Source organism: Brevundimonas sp. BR2-1 (assembly GCF_037626195.1).
Taxonomy (GTDB): domain Bacteria; phylum Pseudomonadota; class Alphaproteobacteria; order Caulobacterales; family Caulobacteraceae; genus Brevundimonas.
On sequence record NZ_JARKMV010000003.1, the window covers coordinates 343,965 to 362,806 of the forward strand.

26 protein-coding genes are annotated in these 18,842 nt (G+C 68.5%); 14 read left to right on the top strand and 12 right to left on the bottom strand.

All coding sequences use genetic code 11. The features are described 5' to 3' along the window. Nucleotide 1: 1 nt before the first annotated feature. A complete protein-coding gene (rplM, locus tag BrevBR_RS14690; RefSeq protein WP_055830078.1) occupies nt 2–478 on the bottom strand; it encodes a 50S ribosomal protein L13 in 477 nt (158 codons plus the stop codon). 267 nt (nt 479–745) lie between these two features. On the opposite strand from rplM, the gene BrevBR_RS14695 reads away from it, so the two are divergent. Together BrevBR_RS14695 and BrevBR_RS14700 are read left to right on the top strand one after the other, a co-directional pair. After that, on the top strand, nt 746–1,204 hold the full coding sequence (locus BrevBR_RS14695) for a RidA family protein (protein ID WP_332639160.1): 459 nt from the start codon (nt 746–748) through the stop codon (nt 1,202–1,204). Then, nucleotides 1,201–2,349 carry a GNAT family N-acetyltransferase gene (locus tag BrevBR_RS14700; protein WP_340001435.1) on the top strand — a complete coding sequence of 383 codons (1,149 nt, stop codon included), beginning with the start codon at nt 1,201–1,203 and terminating at the stop codon, nt 2,347–2,349. The genes BrevBR_RS14695 and BrevBR_RS14700 overlap by 4 nt, the downstream gene beginning before the upstream one ends. Nucleotides 2,350–2,353: 4 nt before the next feature. Here BrevBR_RS14700 and BrevBR_RS14705 read toward each other — a convergent pair whose 3' ends face one another. After that, the gene (locus BrevBR_RS14705; protein ID WP_332639157.1) at nt 2,354–2,713 is read right to left on the bottom strand and encodes a phage holin family protein; all 360 of its coding nucleotides are present in this window, start codon (nt 2,711–2,713) and stop codon (nt 2,354–2,356) included. Nucleotides 2,714–2,816: 103 nt separating this feature from the next. Here BrevBR_RS14705 and BrevBR_RS14710 point away from each other — a divergent pair, with 103 nt between their 5' ends. Both BrevBR_RS14710 and BrevBR_RS14715 read left to right on the top strand, forming a co-directional pair. Continuing rightward, nucleotides 2,817–3,254: an HIT family protein gene (locus BrevBR_RS14710; RefSeq protein WP_332639155.1), complete on the top strand. Its 438-nt coding sequence runs from the start codon at nt 2,817–2,819 to the stop codon at nt 3,252–3,254. 80 nt (nt 3,255–3,334) lie between these two features. After that, nucleotides 3,335–3,745 (top strand): DUF1761 domain-containing protein, encoded by a 411-nt coding sequence (locus tag BrevBR_RS14715; protein ID WP_332639153.1) that lies wholly within the window; start codon nt 3,335–3,337, stop codon nt 3,743–3,745. Here BrevBR_RS14715 and BrevBR_RS14720 read toward each other — a convergent pair. Beyond that, nucleotides 3,742–5,589 (bottom strand): ABC transporter transmembrane domain-containing protein, encoded by a 1,848-nt coding sequence (locus BrevBR_RS14720; RefSeq protein ID WP_332639152.1) that lies wholly within the window; start codon nt 5,587–5,589, stop codon nt 3,742–3,744. The two genes, BrevBR_RS14715 and BrevBR_RS14720, sit on opposite strands and share 4 nt — an antisense overlap. A 133-nt stretch (nt 5,590–5,722) precedes the next feature. Here BrevBR_RS14720 and rpmE point away from each other — a divergent pair, with 133 nt between their 5' ends. Together rpmE and BrevBR_RS14730 are read left to right on the top strand one after the other, a co-directional pair. Further along, nucleotides 5,723–5,947 (top strand): 50S ribosomal protein L31, encoded by a 225-nt coding sequence (rpmE, locus tag BrevBR_RS14725; protein ID WP_055830066.1) that lies wholly within the window; start codon nt 5,723–5,725, stop codon nt 5,945–5,947. Nucleotides 5,948–6,122: 175 nt separating this feature from the next. Then, entirely contained in the window at nt 6,123–7,679 is a 1,557-nt protein-coding gene (locus BrevBR_RS14730; protein ID WP_340001436.1) for a L,D-transpeptidase family protein, read from the top strand. A gap of 3 nt (nt 7,680–7,682) precedes the next feature. Here the strand turns inward: BrevBR_RS14730 and rcdA are convergent, their stop codons facing one another. After that, nucleotides 7,683–8,198 carry a protease adaptor protein RcdA gene (gene rcdA / locus BrevBR_RS14735; protein WP_340001437.1) on the bottom strand — a complete coding sequence of 172 codons (516 nt, stop codon included), beginning with the start codon at nt 8,196–8,198 and terminating at the stop codon, nt 7,683–7,685. A 101-nt stretch (nt 8,199–8,299) separates the two neighbouring features. Then, complete coding sequence (locus BrevBR_RS14740) at nt 8,300–8,503, bottom strand: DUF1192 domain-containing protein (RefSeq protein ID WP_300291115.1); 204 nt, start codon at nt 8,501–8,503, stop codon at nt 8,300–8,302. Between the two features lie 83 nt (nt 8,504–8,586). Here BrevBR_RS14740 and BrevBR_RS14745 point away from each other — a divergent pair, with 83 nt between their 5' ends. Then, complete coding sequence (locus BrevBR_RS14745) at nt 8,587–9,558, top strand: NAD(P)H-quinone oxidoreductase (protein WP_332639243.1); 972 nt, start codon at nt 8,587–8,589, stop codon at nt 9,556–9,558. Here the strand turns inward: BrevBR_RS14745 and BrevBR_RS14750 are convergent. Then, nucleotides 9,555–10,133 carry a beta/gamma crystallin-related protein gene (locus tag BrevBR_RS14750; RefSeq protein ID WP_332639146.1) on the bottom strand — a complete coding sequence of 193 codons (579 nt, stop codon included), beginning with the start codon at nt 10,131–10,133 and terminating at the stop codon, nt 9,555–9,557. The genes BrevBR_RS14745 and BrevBR_RS14750 overlap by 4 nt on opposite strands. Before the next feature lie 217 nt (nt 10,134–10,350). On the opposite strand from BrevBR_RS14750, the gene BrevBR_RS14755 reads away from it, so the two are divergent. Further along, complete coding sequence (locus tag BrevBR_RS14755) at nt 10,351–11,022, top strand: DUF1013 domain-containing protein (protein ID WP_332639145.1); 672 nt, start codon at nt 10,351–10,353, stop codon at nt 11,020–11,022. 62 nt (nt 11,023–11,084) lie between these two features. Here BrevBR_RS14755 and BrevBR_RS14760 read toward each other — a convergent pair whose 3' ends face one another. Then, complete coding sequence (locus tag BrevBR_RS14760) at nt 11,085–11,258, bottom strand: YdcH family protein (RefSeq protein WP_332639143.1); 174 nt, start codon at nt 11,256–11,258, stop codon at nt 11,085–11,087. Nucleotides 11,259–11,479: 221 nt separating this feature from the next. Between BrevBR_RS14760 and BrevBR_RS14765 the strand changes: the two genes are divergently transcribed. Genes BrevBR_RS14765 through BrevBR_RS14775 form a run of 3 tightly spaced genes read left to right on the top strand, consistent with a single transcriptional unit; the run spans nt 11,480 to nt 12,724 of the window. After that, nucleotides 11,480–12,001, top strand: coding sequence for a UbiX family flavin prenyltransferase (locus BrevBR_RS14765; protein ID WP_445214768.1), 522 nt, complete (start codon nt 11,480–11,482; stop codon nt 11,999–12,001). Further along, on the top strand, nt 11,998–12,462 hold the full coding sequence (locus BrevBR_RS14770; RefSeq protein ID WP_332639142.1) for a TIGR02444 family protein: 465 nt from the start codon (nt 11,998–12,000) through the stop codon (nt 12,460–12,462). Before BrevBR_RS14765 ends, BrevBR_RS14770 begins: the two co-directional genes overlap by 4 nt. A gap of 37 nt (nt 12,463–12,499) precedes the next feature. Beyond that, nucleotides 12,500–12,724 (top strand): YdcH family protein, encoded by a 225-nt coding sequence (locus BrevBR_RS14775; protein ID WP_332639141.1) that lies wholly within the window; start codon nt 12,500–12,502, stop codon nt 12,722–12,724. A gap of 6 nt (nt 12,725–12,730) precedes the next feature. On the opposite strand, the gene BrevBR_RS14780 is transcribed toward BrevBR_RS14775, so the two are convergent. Further along, on the bottom strand, nt 12,731–13,294 hold the full coding sequence (locus BrevBR_RS14780; protein WP_332639140.1) for a GGDEF domain-containing protein: 564 nt from the start codon (nt 13,292–13,294) through the stop codon (nt 12,731–12,733). A 124-nt stretch (nt 13,295–13,418) separates the two neighbouring features. Here BrevBR_RS14780 and purE point away from each other — a divergent pair, with 124 nt between their 5' ends. Next, nucleotides 13,419–13,907 (top strand): 5-(carboxyamino)imidazole ribonucleotide mutase, encoded by a 489-nt coding sequence (gene purE / locus BrevBR_RS14785; protein ID WP_340001438.1) that lies wholly within the window; start codon nt 13,419–13,421, stop codon nt 13,905–13,907. Then, entirely contained in the window at nt 13,908–14,981 is a 1,074-nt protein-coding gene (locus tag BrevBR_RS14790; protein ID WP_340001439.1) for a 5-(carboxyamino)imidazole ribonucleotide synthase, read from the top strand. Here the strand turns inward: BrevBR_RS14790 and BrevBR_RS14795 are convergent, their stop codons facing one another. Next, nucleotides 14,982–15,131, bottom strand: coding sequence for a hypothetical protein (locus BrevBR_RS14795; RefSeq protein ID WP_332639137.1), 150 nt, complete (start codon nt 15,129–15,131; stop codon nt 14,982–14,984). Nucleotides 15,132–15,153: 22 nt separating this feature from the next. Continuing rightward, nucleotides 15,154–15,852: a COQ9 family protein gene (locus tag BrevBR_RS14800; protein WP_340001440.1), complete on the bottom strand. Its 699-nt coding sequence runs from the start codon at nt 15,850–15,852 to the stop codon at nt 15,154–15,156. A gap of 188 nt (nt 15,853–16,040) precedes the next feature. On the opposite strand from BrevBR_RS14800, the gene rpsU reads away from it, so the two are divergent. Continuing rightward, complete coding sequence (gene rpsU, locus BrevBR_RS14805; RefSeq protein WP_056621430.1) at nt 16,041–16,298, top strand: 30S ribosomal protein S21; 258 nt, start codon at nt 16,041–16,043, stop codon at nt 16,296–16,298. Between the two features lie 74 nt (nt 16,299–16,372). On the opposite strand, the gene BrevBR_RS14810 is transcribed toward rpsU, so the two are convergent. Beyond that, a complete protein-coding gene (locus tag BrevBR_RS14810; protein WP_332639134.1) occupies nt 16,373–17,767 on the bottom strand; it encodes an ABC transporter permease in 1,395 nt (464 codons plus the stop codon). Further along, nucleotides 17,764–18,717, bottom strand: coding sequence for an ABC transporter ATP-binding protein (locus BrevBR_RS14815; RefSeq protein WP_340001441.1), 954 nt, complete (start codon nt 18,715–18,717; stop codon nt 17,764–17,766). Before BrevBR_RS14815 ends, BrevBR_RS14810 begins: the two co-directional genes overlap by 4 nt. Nucleotides 18,718–18,842 lie beyond the last annotated feature (125 nt).

The following is an 18,842-nucleotide window of genomic DNA, read 5'->3' on the forward strand; positions in this document are numbered from 1 at the left end:
CTCAGACGCTCCGGGTGTTCTTGGCGGACGCCGACTTGAAGTCGATCGTTTCCGGCTGTTGGGCTTCATGGGTGTGCGCGGCGCCGGCGAACAGGCGCAGGTGCGTCATCTGCAGGCGGGCCAGCGGGCTCTCCTTGGGCAGCATGCGCTCGACGGCCTTCTCCAGCACGCGCTCGGGGAAGCGGCCGTTCAGGACCTTCTCCGGGGTCGTCTGCTTGACGCCGCCCGGGTGACCGGTGTGGCGGTAGTAGATCTTGTCGGTGTTCTTCTTGCCGGTGAACACCACCTTGTCGACGTTGGTGACGACGACATAGTCGCCGCAATCGACGTGCGGGGTGTAGTCGCCGCGGTGCTTGCCGCGCAGACGGTTGGCGATGAAGGTCGCGAGACGGCCCACCACGACGCCTTCAGCGTCGATGTGAATCCACTTCTTCGTGACCTCGGCCGGCTTCAGCGCGACCGTGGTGCTCTTCAGCATGTTCGGGGTTCCTGGACAGACGAACTTGTGGCCCCTCCCGATGACCGGGACGAGCGGAAGGCGCGCTGATAGAGGAAGGGGGGCGGGGGGTCAATAGTATCTGATTGACCACATCGCGCTTATCTAGCTGATATTTATGAACTAAACTATTACGGTACTAAAATACCGTATCTTATGGAGCCTTAAAACCCTGCCGACGGCCCCCGCGGCGGGTGACGGAGGCCCGCCCCCGCGCTAAACCGCCGCAAAACCCCCAGGAGCCTTCCCATGACCGTCGCCGCCCGCCTCGCCGAACTCGGCATCTCCCTGCCGGAACCCGCCAGGGCGGTCGCCAACTATGTGCCGTTCGTCCAGACCGGCAATCTGCTCCACATCTCGGGCCAGCTGTCGAACGACGCCTCGGGCGGCCTCAAGGGCACGGTCGGCGCAGACGTCTCGCAAGAGGACGCGGTCAAGGGCGCCCGCATGTGCGGCGTCAACCTGCTGGCCCAGATCTCGGCCGCCCTGGACGGCGATCTCGAGCGCGTCGTGCGCGTCGTCAAACTGGGCGGCTTCGTCCAGGCGGCCGGCGATTTCGAGGCCATCCCCGCCGTCATCAACGGCTGCTCCGACCTGATGGTCGAGGTCTTCGGCGACAAGGGCCGCCACGCCCGCTCGGCCGTCGGCGTCTACAAACTGCCCCTCGGCTTCGCCGTCGAGGTGGACGCCATCGTCGAGGTGCGGTGAGCTTCACCCTCCACGTCCACGACCGGGTCGCCGACATAGGCCGTCAGGCCTGGGACGCCTGCGCCTCCCCGTCCGGCGACCCGTTCGTCTCCTTCGACTTCTTGGACGCCTGCGAGGCGTCCGGCAGCGCCGTTCCGCGTCAGGGCTGGGCCGGCCGCCACCTGTCCCTGCGCGACGACACGGACCGGGTCATCGGCGTCATGCCCCTCTGGCTGAAGGGCAACAGCCAGGGCGAATACGTCTTCGATCATAGCTGGGCCGACGCCTATGAGCGCGCCGGGGGCCGCTACTATCCCAAGCTGCTGGCCGCCGTGCCCTTCACCCCGGTCACCGGCCCCCGCTTCCTCGCCCATCCCGACGCCGACGCGGCCACGGCGCGTCAGGCCCTGCTGCAGGGCGCCCTGGCCCTGACCGAACGGCTCGGCGTCTCGTCCCTGCACGTCAACTTTCCCACCCGGCCCGAATGGGAGGCCATGGGCGAGGCCGGCCTGCTGCAGCGGCAGGACATGCAGTACGTGTGGCGCAACGGCGGCTACGAAACCTTCGACGACTTCCTGTCCGCCCTGTCCTCGAATCGTCGCAAGACCATCCGCCGTGAACGCCGCGAGGCGCAGGCCGGGCTCGACATCCGCATCCTCACCGGGAGCGATGTCACAGAGGCCCACTGGGACGCCTTCTTCGCCTTCTACATGGACACCGGCGCGCGGAAGTGGGGCCGGCCCTATCTGGCGCGCGACTTCTTCACCCGCCTCGGGGCGACCATGGCCGACCGCATCGCCCTGGTGATGGCCTTCCGCGACGGGCAGGCCGTCGCCGGCGCCCTGAACCTGATCGGCCGCGACGCCCTCTACGGCCGCCAGTGGGGCGCGCTCCAGGAGGTCCCCTTCCTCCATTTCGAGCTCTGCTACTATCAGGCCATCGAATTCGCGATCTCGCGCGGCCTGTCCCGCGTCGAGGCCGGAGCCCAGGGCGAGCACAAGATCGCCCGCGGCTACCTGCCCTCCCCCGTCTACTCGGCCCATTTCATCGCCGACCCGGCCCTGCGCGAACCCGTCGCCCGCTACCTCGAGGGCGAGCGCCCGGCCGTCGAGGCCGAGATCGCCGTCATGACCGACGAGCTGTCGCCGTTCCGCAAGGACGTCTGATGGCTCAGTCGGCGCGCTTCGGATCCTCGCCGATGAACCAGCCGGCGATCCAGCTGACGATGCCGGTGACGATGGCCGCGCCGATCCCGGCCCACAGTCCGTCGACCACGAAGCCGCTGAGCAGCATCGCCACCAGACCGATGGTCGCCGCGTTCACCACCAGCAGGAACAGGCCGAAGGTGATGATCGTCAGCGGGAAGGTCAGAATCGTCAGGATCGGCCGCACGATGGCGTTGGCCACGCCCAGCAGGATGGCCGCCAGCCATAATGACGGATTATCGCTGAACCCGACGCCCGGCACGACCTGCGCCGCCAGCCAAAGGGCCAGGCAGGTGACGAGAAACTGGACGATGAAACGCAGCATGGACGACTCCCTTTCGACCTTGACCATAACACCCGAAGACCGCCGGGGCTCCCTTCTTCCGGCTGTCCTCGCTAACCTTGCCTGAGAGCCGCCGGAGCCCGCCATGACCCTCAAAGCCCCGTACGATCCCGACAACATCTTCGCCAGAATCCTGCGCGGCGATATCCCCTCGGTGAAGGTGTGGGAGGACGACGACGTCCTGGCCTTCATGGACGTCTTCCCCCAGTCGGAAGGCCATGTCCTGCTGATCTCGAAATCGTCCACCGCCCGCACCCTGCTGGAGATCGAGCCCGACGTCCTCGCCCGCCTGACCGAGGCGACCCGGCGCACGGCCCGCGCTGTCGAAAAGGCGCTCCGGCCCGACGGCCTCCAGATCATGCAGCTGAACGGCGACGCGGCAGGCCAGACCGTCTTCCACCTGCATTTCCACATCATCCCGCGCTGGGCCGACCGTGCGATGAAGGGTCACGGCCACGCCCCCATGGCCGACACGGAGACCCTGCGCGCCCTCGCCGGCCGGATCGCCGCGGCGCTTGAGTGAACACCGTTCCTTGATCGTCCGTGGAACCGGCGTAACCTCGTCCGTCAGCGGATGATCCGCAGGCCTTCGGGAGGGGCTTCATGACTGCGAAACTGAACTGGCTGGGCATCGTCGTGGCGACCGTCGTCGCCTTCTTCACCGGCTTCCTCTGGTACGGCCTGATCTTCGCCGAGAAATGGATGGCCCTCACGGGGGTCACCGACGAAGGCAGCGGCAATTCCATGTGGATGCTGGCGGGCGTCGTCCAGACTTTCATCACCATGACCGGCCTGGGCTGGTTCATCGCCCGCGACGGCGCGCCCGGCTGGATGAACGGCCTGAAGATCGGCCTGGTCGCCGGCGTCTGCTTCGCACTGATGACCTCGGCCTACGGCTTCATCTACCAGACCTCGCCCATGGGCCTTCTGCCCATCGACTGGAGCCACCTGCTGGTCGTCTACGCCCTCGGCGGCGCGATCATCGGCGGCCTGCGATTGAAGCCGAAAACCTAGTCGGTCCGGAACTGGAGGGCGGCCAGCCGGGCGTACAGCCCGCCCTGCGCGATCAGCGCCGAGTGGGTCCCCTCCTGCACCACCTTGCCGTCCTCCATCACCACGATGCGATCGGCGCGCAGGACGGTGGCCAGACGGTGGGCGATGACGATGGTGGTGCGGTCTTCCATCGCCTGATCCAGCGCGGCCTGCACCAGCCGCTCGTTCTCGGCGTCCAGCGCCGAGGTCGCCTCGTCCAGCAGCAGGATCGGCGCGTCCCGCACCAGGGCCCGGGCGATGGCCATCCGCTGGCGCTGCCCGCCCGACAGGCTCTTGCCGCGCTCGCCCAGCGGCGTGTCGAACCCTTGCGGCAGGGCCTCCACGAACGGCAGCGCCTGCGCCTCCGCCGCGGCGGCGCGGATGGCGTCGTCATCGGCGTCCTCGCGCCCGAAGCGGATATTCTCGCTGGCCGAGCCCGAGAACAGCGGCGCTTCCTGCGACACCCAGGCGAATCGGCCACGCACCGCGACCGGATCGGCCTCCCGCACATCGATCCCGTCCACCGACACCACGCCGGACTGCGGATCGTAGAACCGCAGCAGCAGCCGGAAGACCGTGCTCTTGCCCGCGCCCGAAGGACCAACCAGCGCCACCGTTTCCCCCGGCCGCACGGTCAGCGAAAACCCCTTCAGCGCCGGCAGATCGGGCCGGCCCGGATAGGCGAACTGCACCGCCGACATCGACACCTCGCCGGTCGGCGGCTCGGGCAGAACCCGCGGCGTCTCCGGCGCACGGATGGCCGCCTGACTGCGCATCAGTTCGTCGATCCGCTCCATGGCCCCGGCGGCCTTCTGCACGTCGCCCCAGCTCTCGCCCAGCGCGCCCACGGCCCCGGCCGCGAACACCGACAGCAGCACGAATTGCAGCAGGGCGCCCGGCGTCATCCGCCCGGCGATCACGTCCTGGGCGCCCAGCCACAGCACCAGGGTGACGCCGCCGAACATCACCACGATGATCAGGGCGGTCATCAGGGCCCGCGCCTTCATCCGCACCAGCGACACGCCGAACGCGTCCTCGACGGCCTTGCCGAACCGGTCGATCGCGCTGGCCTCGCGGCCGAAGGCCTGGACCGTCTCGATCGCATCCACGCTCTCTCCGGCGAAGCCGACCGCATTGGCGAACCGATCCTGCGAGGCGACGGTCAGTTTCCGCACCCGCCGTCCGAACAGGAAGATCGGCCCCAGCAGCAGCGGCACGATCAGCAGCACCATCCCCGTCAGCTTGGGACTGACGACGAACAGCAGCACCGTCCCCCCGATCAGCGTCAGGAAATTGCGCAGCGCATAGGACACCGAGGTTGTCAGCAACGTCTCGACCAGGGCGATGTCCGTCGTCAGGCGCGACAACACCTCCCCGGTGCGCATCGATGCGTAGAAGGCGGGGTCCAGCGTCAGAATGCGTTCGAACAGCCCCTTGCGCAGGTCGGCGATGACCCGCTCCCCGGTCTTGGTCACGAAATAATAGCGGACGGCCGTCGCCAGCCCGAGGAACAGGGCGTTCGCTCCCAGCAGCAGGAACCACAGATTCAGCTGCGACCCGCCGTTGTCGAATCCGTTGTCGATGGCGCCCCGCGCCGAGGCCGTCAGAGCCAGAGAGGCCGTGGTCGACAGGATCAACCAGACCCCGGCCATCGCCATATGGCCCTTGTGCCGCATCGCATACGGCAGCAAACGGCCCAGCGGACGGATGTCCCGGCGCTTCTCGCGCCGCTTGCCCGCCTCGCCCAGCTGCTCGATCAGGACGGCCCCCGCGCCGGGGCGTCCCCGGATGTCAGCGGCGTCTGCGGTGGCGGTTGCATCTGTCATGGCGCGCGCCTCTTGCCCCGGAACGGCCCCCGGTGTAAACGCCGCCGCTCATTCCCGCCCTTCGCTGGCGGGTTTTCTCATTTTCGCGCTCCGACGGTCGGCATCGTCATCGCGCAGAGACCGGACCAGGACCATGAAGGCGGATACGCACCCCGACTACCATTTCATCACCGTGACGATGACCGATGGTACGACCTACCAGACGCGCTCGACCTACCAGAAGGAAGGCGCCGTCCTGAACCTGGACATCGATCCGCTGACCCACCCGGCCTGGACGGGCGGAAACCAGCACATGCTGGACCGCGGCGGCCGCGTTTCGCGCTTCAACAACAAGTTCGCCGGCTTCATCAAGAAGTAGGCTGGGCTGTCAGGGCGGGCTTTCCGGCCACACCCTGCGGCAAGTCGACCACAAAGGCGTCGGTCCCCGGACCGGCGCCTTTCTGTTTGGCCGGAACGCCGATAACATGGCGGCGTTGGCCTTTCGGGGGGCGGAACACGGTGTTCCGCATCGAACCGGCGTAGAGATTTTGGCGATGAATCGACGGCAACTCGGATTGGGCGCGGCCGTGACGGCGTTTGCGTCGGCTGTGGGTCAGGCCGCCCTGGCCCAGACGCGCGATCCCGCGGCCGTGGCCTTCTACGACCGGTTCAACGACCAGTTGGCCCTCCTTCCCGCCGAGATCCAGCCCGACATCCGCGCCTTCTACGAATTGAACGGCTGGCGTCCGGTCTGGACACCCGAACGCGTACGCGCGCTGCAGGCCGCCGCCGGCCGCGCCGAGCGCCACGGCCTGGCCCAGGCCGACTATTTCAACTTCGAGACCCTGGCCGCCGATCGCGACTCCGCAGAGATGCGCACCACCGCCGCCGCCATGGGGTACGCCCGCGTGTTGGCCGAGGGCCGCGTCCGTCCCGAAACGGTCGAGGACCTGTGGGAGATGCAGAAGAACCGCGTCGACCTGCCACTCGGCCTCAATGACGCTCTGGCGCAGAACCGTCTGGTCGACTGGTTCGAGGGTCTGGCCCCCACCGATATCGGCTATTCGAACCTGTCGGCCGGCTACGTCCGCTATCGCCGGCTGATCCGCGAGGGCGGCTGGCCGGCCTTCCGCCAGGGCCCGACCATCGAGCCGGGCATGAGCGATGCGCGAATTCCTGTTCTGATCCAGCGCCTCGTGGCCGAAGGCGACCTGCCTGCCGCCGACGGCGCGCGCCTGACCCAGCAGGGCGTTGTCTACGGCCCCGAACTTCAGGCCGCCGTGCGCGGCTTCCAGGCCCGCCATGGCCTCGTCGCCGACGGCCGTATCGGCACGGGCAGCCAGCGCTCGCTGTCCGCCTCGGCCGAGGACCGCGCCCGCCAGATCGCCCTGAACCTGGAACGCCGCCGCTGGCTGAAGCGAGAGGTCTCGCCCGAGCGGATCGAGGTCAACACCGCCGCCGCCATCATGGTCTACTGGAAGGACGGCCGGCCGGTGCACTCGAACCGTGTCGTGGTCGGCGCCCCGGCGACTCAGACTCCCAGCCTCGAAAAGCCGTTCGCCTCGGTGGTCGCCAACCCGCCCTGGTACGTCCCGGCCTCGATCGCCCGCAACGAAATCCTGCCGCGCGGCCCCGGCTATCTGGCCAGCCAGAACATGTACGTCCAGAACGGCCAGGTCATCCAGCGCGCCGGTCCGACAGCCGCGCTCGGTTATGTGAAGTTCGAACTGCGCGACAGCTACGCCATCTTCCTGCACGACACTCCGTCCAAGTCGGCCTTCAACCTGGCCACCCGCCAGCGCTCGCACGGCTGCGTCCGGGTTCAGGGGGCGGTCGAGTTCGCCCGCCTGCTGCTGTCGCCCGATCCGGTCCTGCTGGCCGAGTTCGACAACGCCCAGGACACGCGCGAGACCAAGCGCATCCAGACCGGCCGCGAGATCAGCGTGCGCCTGCTCTACTGGACCGCCTTCGTCGACGGTCAGGGCCGCGTCGCCTTCCGCGAGGACGTCTACAGCCGCGACGCCAAGCTGGCCGAAGCCCTCGGCATCGCCCTCAGCCTGCCCAAGCCGGTCGATGACGGCGCGCGGGTCGCCAACGATGTCGGACCGTAAGGCCTAGTTTCCGAACGCCGCCGTCAGCCGGTCCAGCTGGCTCTGCACCGGATTGACCGCGTCCTCTTCGGGCGCGTCCAGATACATGCGGTGGTCCAGGTGCAGGACCCGGTCGTACAGCTTCTCGGCCCGGATCAGATATTCGACCAGGGCGATCGGCAGTTCGCTGTTCGTGGGTTCGGCCTCAGGCTTTCGGTCGGCCAGCCGGTACCGCGCGTCGCAGGCCGCCAGCGCCGTCATGTCCCCCTCGCGCACCGCCCGCTGCACCAGCAGCCAGGAGGCGATCTGCATCAGCCGGGTGGTCAGCTTCATGCTCTCCCCGGCATAGGCCAGGGCCGTGGCCCGCGACAGCAGCTTGGATTCGCGGCGGCCGTCCCCGTCCAGATAGGCCGCGGTGTCCTCGACCAGCTCCATGCCCTCGCGGAAGGTGCGGTCGAACAGCTCCGAGCGCGCGAAATCGTCGACGACGGCGGCGCGGCTGCGGCCGGCGGACGGAGGAATGTCGGCGTCGGTGGGCATGAGGTCGGTCAAACTCATAAGGGAAGGCGAATCCGTATCACGACCGGCACGGTTTCGCGCGGCGCATCAACGGACTGCAACGGTTGTGCCAACAGGTTGATTCAGGGCCGGAAGTTGAACATGGCGTCGGCGGCGTTGCGTTGCGACGACTTGCCCTCGATGGCGGCGTTGGACCGGGCGATCTCGGCCTCCAGCCCTGCGATACGCTGCTTCAGATCCTCGACCGAATAGCCGTCCAGATCCTCCCGCGTCAGCGCGATCAAGGGCGCGCCGCGCGCCGGACGGGGCTCCAGATCCTCGAACATCGCCGCCTCCTTCGTGGCCAAGGGATACGCAACCCCGTATCAAAACGCCCGGAGACGGACGATTGCAAGAACGGGATGAGCGGATGCGGGTCATCGAGATTGCGGGCGGCGCGGGCCCGGCCCAGGCCCTGATCCCGGCGGAACGGCCCGATCCGGTGGCGGGACCGGGTCAGATTCGCATTCGCGTGCGGGCGGCCGGCGTAAACCGTCCCGACATCTTCCAGCGCCTCGGCCGGTACCCGGCCCCGCCCGGCGCCTCGGATATTCTCGGTCTCGAAGTCGCCGGCGAAGTCGATCAGATCGGCGAAGGCGCCGTCCGCTGGAAGCCGGGCGACGCCGTCTGCGCCCTTCTGGGCGGTGGCGGCTACGCCGAATACGCGGTCGTCGACGCCCGCCACGCCCTGCCTGTCCCGGCCGGCGTCGATCTGATCCATGCCGCCGCCCTGCCGGAGACGGTATGCACCGTCTTCGCCAATGTCTTCGAGGCCGGGGCCCTCAAGACCGGCGAAACCCTGCTGATCCACGGCGCGACCAGCGGCATCGGCGTCACGGCCATCCAGATGGCGAAGGCGGCCGGCGCGCGGGTCGTCGCCACCTCCCGCGGCCCCGACAAGGCCGCCGCCGCGCTGAGGCTGGGTGCGGACCTCAGTCTGGACGCCCTGGCCGACGACATGGAGACGGCCATCGCGGCCTTCGGCGGCGCCGATGTGGTGCTGGACATGGTGGGCGCTGACTACGCCGCCCTCAACCAGGCGGCGTTGAAGCCGTTCGGCCGCTGGGTCGTGATCGCCACCCTGTCGGGCTCCGCTGCTCAGATCGATCTGGCGCGGCTGATGATGAAACGGATCGTGCTCACCGGTTCGACGCTGCGGGCGCGGCCAGCGGGCGAGAAGGCCCGGCTCATCGCCGCCGTGGAAGCCGCGGTTTGGCCCTGGGTCGCCTCCGGCGCGGTCCGCCCCCCCGTCGAGGCGACCTTCCCGTTGGAACAGGCGGCAGCCGCCCACCTCGCGCTTGAGGCGGGCGGCCATGTCGGCAAGATCGTTCTGACGGCCTAGCGGCGGCCCCGGCGGATCGGGCGCATCGACGAAATCCGGTCGTTCAGACCCGAGTTGCGCAGGTTCCGGACATCGCCGTCCAGGGTGACGCACTGACCTCGGAAATAGGCGTCGGTGCAGACTTCCCACGCGCCGCGAAGGGCCATCGAACTGATGGCGTCGTTGAAGCCGGTGTTGGCCAGGTTCACGACCTCATCATCGAACCGGAAGCTGGCGCCGCGGAAATCGGCGTCGCGATAGACCATCGCCGAGCCGCGTCCGCCGCCGCCCGGCCAGCCGGGACCGTTGCCGCCGCCGGGCCGGTCCTCGTATTGCCCCCGGTACGGACCGCAGACCAGCAGGCCGTTATCGTTGCGGATTTCATAGTCCGAACAGCGATTCAGTTCGATGGACGTCCCGCGGATCCGGCCGCGATTTGTGCGGCAGTCGGCGTACAGCCGCCCACGGTTGGTGTATTCGCCGCTGCAGCTCTCGCGATAGTCGCCGCGCGGCGCGACCCGCGTCCCGAGGTCCTGCCCGGCCGAACCGGCTCCGCCCGAAACGACCGCCATCGCGGCCAGCATCTCGATCAACATGGTCGTCCCTCCTCAAGGTTTGCATGACGCACAACGCGTCCGTAGTCCCACTGTTCTGCTTGCTGGATGAACCTTGGCTGTACGGCGTTGTCGGCAAACCGTTTTCTTTTCAGCCGAACAGGCCTATATCGCCATCATCAACGCCCGGTCGAAAGGCCGGGCGCCGTCGTATCCAGAGCCCGGTTTCCGGGCCTGAAAACCAAACCGGAATGCGTTCATGACCGACATCCTCATGCCCAAGGCCACCGCGGTCTGGCTGGTCGACAACACCTCCCTGACGTTCGAACAGATCGCCGACTTCTGCGGCCTGCATCCGCTGGAAGTGCGCGGCATCGCCGACGGCGACGTGGCCCGCGACATCCGCGGCGCCGATCCGCTGGTCAACGGCCAGCTGACGCGTGAGGAACTGGACAAGGCCCAGAACGACGAAAACTACCGCATGCAGGCCGTGGTCAGCCGCCACGCCGAACTGATGAAGGGCGGCAAGCCGGCCCCGAAATACACGCCCGTCTCGCGCCGTCAGGACCGCCCGGACGCCATCGCCTGGTTCGTGCGCAACCACCCCGAGGTAACCGACGCCCAGATCGCCAAGATGCTCGGCACCACCAAGTCGACGATCGAGAGCGTGCGCAACCGCACCCACTGGAACAGCGCCAACATCAAGCCGGTCGACCCGGTGACCCTGGGCCTGGTCGGCCAGCTGGCCCTGGACGAGCTGGTCCGCAAGGCCGCCGACAAGAAGGCGAAGGACGACGCCCGGAAGGGCGGCGCCACGCTGCAGCCCGTCGACGCCCCCGCCGAGCCGGCCGAGGAGGAGTTCGTCCCCGAGGCCCGCGAGCGCCGCGGCGCCGAGCCCACGGCGGCCTCGGTGTTCGGCACCAAGGACTAGACAGAAAAACGGCCCCGGAGATCGCTCTCCGGGGCCGATGTCTTTGTCGGGAGGCCGCCTCGCTATCCTGCGCGGGCCTCCAGGCTGGTGATCTGTTCCTTAAGCCGAAGCTTCTGTTGCTTGAGCTCCCTGACGTGAAGCGAGTCCGTGGCCGGGTGAATCATCTCGCGCCGGATGATCTCATCCAGATTGCGGTGACGGTTTCCCAGTTCGCGGATACGAGCTTCGATGGTCATGGCTTGCGCCTCCATGTCTAAGGGACCAGTACAGTCAGCGCCGGGTCTGACCCGCTGTAGAATCACATTCCGGTGAAACGCCGACCGTCCTGATACGGACCACCCTGGAGCCCGAATTGGCCGAAGATGTGAACGGAGCCGTACGGAACCCTTCCGGCTCGACGTCCCGAAGACTGATCGTCGGAATTTCCGGAGCGTCCGGCGTCACTTACGGCGTGCGGATGCTGGACGCACTGCGCGAACTGGGGGTCGAAAGCCATCTGGTCGTGACCCGCGCCGCCCTGCTGACCCTGTCGCAGGAGACCGATGTTTCCGCCGATGATCTGATGGGCCGCGCCGACGTGACGCACCGCCTCAACGATGTCGGCGCATCGATCGCCTCGGGCTCGTTCCGGACCATGGGGATGATCATCGCTCCCTGCTCGGTCCGCACCATGAGCGAGATCGCCACCGGCGTGACCTCCACCCTGCTGACCCGCGCCGCCGACGTGGTGCTGAAGGAGCGCCGCCCGCTGGTGCTGATGGTGCGTGAGACGCCGCTGCACCTGGGCCATCTGCGCACAATGACCGCCCTGGCCGAGATGGGCGCCGTCATCGCCCCGCCCCTGCCCGCCTTCTATGCGAAGCCGTCCAGCATCGCCGACATCGTCGATCAGTCGGTCGGGAGGGCCCTGGACGTCTTCGGCCTCGACTGGTCGGCGGTCCGTCGCTGGGACGGCCTGAAGGGCGCGACCGCCGAATGACCCTCTGGGACTGGGCGGTCGCGGCATACTCGGCCGACGGCGTGGCCGAGGCGTGTCTGGAGCTTCAGGACTCCGCCGGTCAGAACGTCCCCCTGCTGCTCTGGGCCGCATGGTGCGCCGCCGAGGGGCGCATGCCCGACGAGGACGCGCTCGAAGCCGCCGGCGACACCGCCCGCGCCTGGCAGGAGACCGCCATCGCCCCCCTGCGCGCCGTGCGCAGGGCCCTGAAACCCCGCGCGCCTGATCTGGACGACGCCGACCGGGAAGCCGTCCGGGACATGGTCAAGGCGGTGGAGCTGGAGGCGGAACGCCGCCTTCTACAGGCGCTGGAGGCTGTGGCGCCGCCCTCGGCCGGCCCGGCCCGGCCTGCGCTCGCCGCCATGGTCGCCGCCGCCCGGATGTGGTCTCCGATGACGCCGCGCGCCGGGCTGGTTCGCCTCGCCGAGCGCCTTCCGGCCTGATGCGGCGCGCTGTATAGAAACGTCCAAGGGCGCCAGTATGAATGACGACGAACCGTTTCTGACCGAGGAAGAGCAGGCGCTCCACGCCCGGCTGAAGCTGCTTCAACTCGAGCACGCCGATCTCGACGCCTCGATCGACGCCCTCGGACGCATGCCCGTGCCTGATCAGCTGATGATCGCCCGCCTGAAACGGAAGAAGCTGGTCCTGCGCGACGAAATCACCAAGATCGAAGATCGGATCCTGCCCGACATCATCGCCTGAAGCGGATCACCGGCCCTTCTTGCGCACCCACATGGCGGCGTCGGCCTCGGCCAGCCAGACCTCGGGATCGGTATGGCCGTTGAAGGCGCGCACCCCGAAGGATCCGCCCAGACGCGCCGACTGGCCGTTCCAGGTGAATTCCTCGGCCGCGAGAGCGTCGGCCAGCCGCTGGGCCTTCTCACGGCCGCCGTTCAGGCCCGCGTTCAGCATCAGCAGGCCGAACTCGTCGCCTCCCAGACGGCCCACGGCGTCCGATTCGCGCAGATTGGCCGTCAGCAGATTGGCGATGTGAACCAGGGCCGCGTCGCCCGCCGCGTGGCCCAGACTGTCGTTGACGCCCTTGAAACCGTCCAGATCCAGATACAGCAGCACTGCCGGCGTGCCGTGACGCTGGCAGAAGGCCATGGCGCTCTTCATCGCGGCGATGAAGCCGCGCCGGTTCAGCACCGGCGTCAGCACGTCGTGATCCGCCGCCGCCTCGGCCGCTTCGGCGCGACGGCGCAGGGCGTCGACCTCGGCGCGCAGGCGCTCGATCTCGTCGTAAGGGTCGATGACGGCCGCGTCGGTCACGAGCGAAGAGGGCTCCCCGGCCGGCGACTCACTACGCCCGGCCAAGGGTAAGCCTAACGCGGTCGGTTGCGGGCGCAACGCGAGTCCTGTATCGCGCCGCTTTCCCGCGAAAGAGCATGCACCCATGCCGACCCAGACACCCGTGGCGATCATCATGGGCAGCCGCTCGGACTGGCCGACCATGAAACACGCCGCCGACGCGCTGGACCGCCTCGGCGTCGCCTGGGAGGCGAAGGTCGTCAGCGCCCATCGCACGCCGCAGCGTCTGTTCGACTTCGCCACCGGGGCAAAGGCTGCGGGCTTCAAGGTCATTATCGCCGGCGCCGGCGGCGCGGCCCACCTTCCCGGCATGGCGGCCTCGATGACCGAACTGCCCGTGCTGGGCGTGCCGGTCGAGTCCAGGGTGCTCAAGGGGCTGGATAGCCTGCTGTCCATCGTCCAGATGCCCGGCGGCATACCCGTCGCCACCCTCGCCGTCGGCGAGCCCGGCGCGAAGAACGCCGGCATCCTGGCCGCCCAGATCCTCGCCCTGGCCGACCCGGTGCTGGCCGGCCGCCTCACCGCCTTCCGCGAAGCCCAGACCGAGGCGGTCCACGAGACGGTCGAGGACTGAGTGGCTCCTCTGGCTCCCGGCTCGACCCTCGGCATTCTGGGCGGCGGCCAACTGGGCCGCATGCTCAGCCAGGCCGCGTCCCGGCTCGGCTTCAATGTCGTCATCCTCGACCCTGAGGAAAACAGCCCCGCCGGCCGCGTGTCGCAGGGCCAGATCGTCGCCGCCTATGACGATCCCACCGCCCTGAGGGTGCTGGGCCAGACCTGCCAGGCCGTGACCTTCGAGTTCGAGAACGTCCCCGCGACCTCGGTCGCACAACTGGCCCAGGGCGGCGCCGTTGTCGCCCCCGGCCCAAAGGCCCTCGCCGTCGCCCAGGACCGGGTCGAGGAGAAGACCTTCCTCAACGGCGTCGGCGCCGCCACCGTCGACTTCGCCGCCGTCGACAGCCTCGACGACCTGCTGGTCGGTCTCGAACGCCTCGGCGCTCCCGCCCTGCTGAAAACCCGCCGCGACGGCTATGACGGCAAGGGTCAGGTCTGGGTCCGCTCGGCCGCCATGGCCGCCGACGCCTGGAACGCCGTGGGCCAACGCCCCGCCATTCTGGAAGCGAAGGCGCCGTTCCTGCGCGAACTGTCGATCATCGCCGCCCGCGGCCGCGACGGCGCGATCGCCGTCTATCCGTTGGGCGAGAACATCCACAAGGGCGGGGTGCTCAAGACCACCCTCGCCCCCGCCGCCGTCGACGCGAAGACGGAAAAGCGCGCCCGCGCCATCGCGAAGGCGGTGCTGGAAGGCCTCGGCTATGTCGGAGTCCTCGGCGTCGAGCTGTTCGACCTCGGCGACGGCAGGCTTCTGGTCAACGAGATCGCGCCCCGCGTCCACAACACCGGCCACTGGACCCAGGACGGCTGCGTCTGCGACCAGTTCGAACAGCATATCCGCGCCATCGCCGGCTGGCCGCTGGGCCCGACGACGGCCCATGCCCGCGTCGAGATGACCAATCTGCTGGGCGACGAGATCGATCAGTGGGCGAAACTGTCCGGCAAGGCCGACGCCCGCCTCCACCTCTACGGCAAGGCCGAGGCCCGCCCCGGGCGCAAGATGGGCCATGTGAACCGGGTGAAGCCGCTCTGATCAGGAGCAGGTCTCTATCGTGATCTCGGAACCGTCCGGCATGGGGCTGGTGGTCGTCGTGCAATCATCGCGGCTGAGCGTCCGCACGGCGTAGAGGGTCGCCGCGCCCAGCGTCAGCGCGGCGACAGCGGATACAGCGATCAACACCATGTACGGCCGCCTGGGGCCTGGCTTATCGGCCGGCGTCATCGGCCTGATCCTCACGCGGGCCGTACCGCATCCGGCTCAGCGCCTCGCCGAGCTTCCTCAGCGGCGCGTCGAAATCCTTGCCGGCCTTCCACTTCTCGAAGGCCATGACGTTCTCGATGCGGGCCGCCACGAAGGCCTCGGCGGCGTCCCTGCCGTCGAACCAGCGCATCGTCAGGGCCGGCATGAGAATCCCCGACAGGATCGCCCGCTTGGAATAGTGATTCCAGTCCGTCGCGGTGTCGCCGGCCCAATGCCACAGGTGGTCGGCGGTCTCCCAGGCCAGCTTCAGCCCCAGATCGGCGTTGGTCGGCAGGGCCAGGAAGGCGGCGCACCGGCGCGTCGCCTCCAGATCGGCCGCCCCCGCCTCCATCCGGGCCGAGACGGCGCGGGCGATTCGCTCGCGCATCTTCAGCGACTTGGCATCCACCTGACCCAGCACCGCCAGCGCCCGGTCGTCGTGCCGCCGCGACAGCAGCGCCGCCAGATCCCGCGCGCCATTGGGCAGCAGCAGTTCCTCGTCCCCGAGCGACAGGCCGTTCTCCGCGCAGGCCCGCCTCAGCATCCGGCTGTTCCAGCCCAGCGCGGGCGACAGGCGGACGGCGGCGCCCAGCACCGCCTGCTCCATCCGGTCGCCCCAGTCTCCCTCGGGCGTCGCGTTCGACAGGTGTGGCGCATCGGTCATGGCGGCAGCATATCCCCGTCGCGCGGGCGTTTCGACCCTCCAGATTGAAGCGCGACGATCTGGACAGCGGGGGGGCAAACGTGTATCAGCCCGCCTTCATCCGCGGACCCTGTCCCCGGAAGACGATTTTATTTGTCTGCCCGTCTCCCTTTCGAGGTGCGCGGCGGGCGGCCAAAGGAGAGTTCAACCTGGTACAGATTTTCGTTCGCGATAATAACGTCGATCAAGCGCTGAAGGCCCTCAAGAAGAAGATGCAGCGCGAAGGCAGCTTCCGCGAGATGAAGCGCCACGTGCACTACGAGAAGCCCTCGGAGAAGCGCGCCCGCCAGAAGGCCGAGGCCGTGCGCCGCGCCCGCAAGCTGGCCCGCAAGCGCATGCAGCGCGAAGGCCTGCTGCCGCCGCCGAAGCCCCGCGTGCCGGGCGTGGGCGGTCCGAGCCGCGGTTAAACCCCGCTCGACAGCCGAACGAAACGATCAAGGGCCGCCCCGGGGAAACCGGAGCGGCCCTTTTCCTATGTCGCCTAGCTTCCCCCGCCCCTGATCGCCCCGGCGAAACTCTTCCAGCTCAGCTTCACATCGGACAGGGCGCCCGCCCGGAACGCACGCCCGGCGATCCACACCATGAACAGGGCGAAGGCGAACATGCCGGCGATGGAGCCGATCAGCTCGACCATCGGCGGCTCCGACGGCAGGCGCGCCATCATGACGAAGGGGGTGAAGAAGGGGATCATCGACATGATCTGGATGGCCGGCGCATCCGGGGTCCTGAGCGCCATCTGCATGGTGATCAGGGGGATGACCAGCACCATCATGATCGGCCCCATCAGGGTCTGGGCGTCGCGCGGCGTCTCGCAGAAGGCGCCGATGGCCGCGAACAGGACCGCATACATCATATAGCCGCCGACCATGAAGGCCGCGAACCAGGCCAGCATGCCGCCATTCAGCAGCACATCGCCGACATCGCCCGCATATTGCGGCAGGAAGCCGATCATGCCCGCCGCGCCGATCGAGCCCCAGGCGGCCAGCACGGTCAGCGTCAACAGGGCCACCCCCAGAACCTTGCCCGCGAGGATCTCGGTCGCCGAGGCGGACGAGAGCAGCACCTCGAGAATCTTGTTCGACTTCTCCTCCATCACGCTGTTCAGCAGGATCGAGGCGCCGGTGATGATCAAGGACCACAGCAGGAACCCGGCCGCCAGGCCGATAACCTGAGGCAGGCGGTCGCGGAACGACACCTCGCCGCCGCTGGCCGATTTGGGCGAGAAGGCCGTCACCTTTGGCCGGAAGGACTCGGTCGCCTCGACCACCGCGCCATCGATGCCCGCGGCCTCGAAAACGGAGCGGCGATTGGCGGCGCGCAGCGCGTCGCGCACGAAATCCTCGACCGTGTCGTCGGTGGCGCGGGCGGTCCAGACGCGGGCGCCGGGTTTGCCCTCGGCGTCGCGGGTCAGGAAGACCACGGCGTCGAGCCGGCTGTCCTTGGGCGTCTCTTCACCGAGAAGACGGCGGACGACCGCGGTCTGGGCCTCTCCCGGCGCGGCGGCCGTGATCTCGGCCGGAGTCGGCACGATGCGCATCCGCGTCCCGCCCAGTGAGGCCAGCGCTCCTTGCGCCGCGTTGGGCGCCGGAGCCACGCCGGTCGCGGCCTGGGCCTTTACCGCCGCCTCTCGTGCGCGTTCGGCGCGCCGGTCGGCTTCCCGCCGCAGGGCCTCGCTGACGGCGCCCGCCAGACCGACAGCCGCCGGCCCTTCCTCGATCACCGCCACGGCGCGGATCGGCTCGGAGGTGCGGATCAGGATCGGCACGGCGCCGCCCAGGACCGCGAACAGCGGGAAGGCCAGCAGCGACAGCCAGAAGCCGACCGTCTTGGCGTAGGCGGCGTATTCGCGCCGCGCGATCAGGAGGGTGCGGTTCATCGGGCGGCCTCCGCCTTCACGGATTGATCGACGTCGGGATTGTCCCCGGTCAGGCTAATGAAGGCGTCATGCAAGCTGGGCTCGCGCAGTTCGAACCGCCGCACGTCCAGTCCGCCGAGGAAGGCCGCCTTCAGCGCCTCCTGCCCCTTGCCGCCCTGGCCCAGTGCAGCCTTCAGCACGCGCACTCCGTCGATGTCGGACATGATCTCCACGCCGCTGACGCCCGGCAGGGCCGCCGCCTGGGCCGCATCGATGGCGCCTTCCAGCTCGAGGAACCGCCGCGAGGTCGCGCGCGCCTCGGTCACCGTGCCCTCGAACGCCTTCTGGCCGCGGGCCAGCAGCACGACCTTGTCGCACAGCCGCTCGGCATGCTGCATCACATGAGTCGAGAACAGCACGGTCGCGCCGTCGGCGGCCAGACTGCGGATGACGGCTTCCAGCCCCTGCTGATTGACCGGGTCCAGCCCCGAGAACGGCTCGTCCAGAATGACGAACTCGGGCCGATGCACGACCGAGGCGATCAGCTGAACCTTCTGGGCCATCCCCTTGGACAGCTCCTTCATCTTCTTCTTCTTCGAGGCGCCCAGACCCTGGGCGTCCAGCATCTCCCGCGCGCGCCGGCGGCCCTCGCCGATTGGCAGCCCCTTCAGCGAACCGAAGAAGGCGATGGCGTCCACCGGCGTCATCTTCTTGTAGAGGCCGCGCTCCTCCGGCAGGAAGCCGATCCGGTCGCGCACCTTGCGCCCGTCGTCGGCGCCGAGGATGCCGATCTGGCCCGAAGTCACGCCCTGCAGGCCCAGGATCATGCGGATGGTCGAGGTCTTGCCGGCTCCGTTCGGACCCAGAAAGCCGCAGATCGTACCCTTCTCGACCTGAAAGCTCAGGTCCTTCACGGCCTGGAACTCCCCGTACCGTTTGCTTACGCCTTCCAGCGTCAACGCCGCCGCCATGGTCCCCTCCGGCCGAACTCGATATCTTCCCATAGGGATAGGAGTGTAAAGGACGTTTGACAACCCGTTCCGGTCGCCGTCGACGCCCCGTTGTCATGAATTCCGTGTCATGTTCGCCGGATACG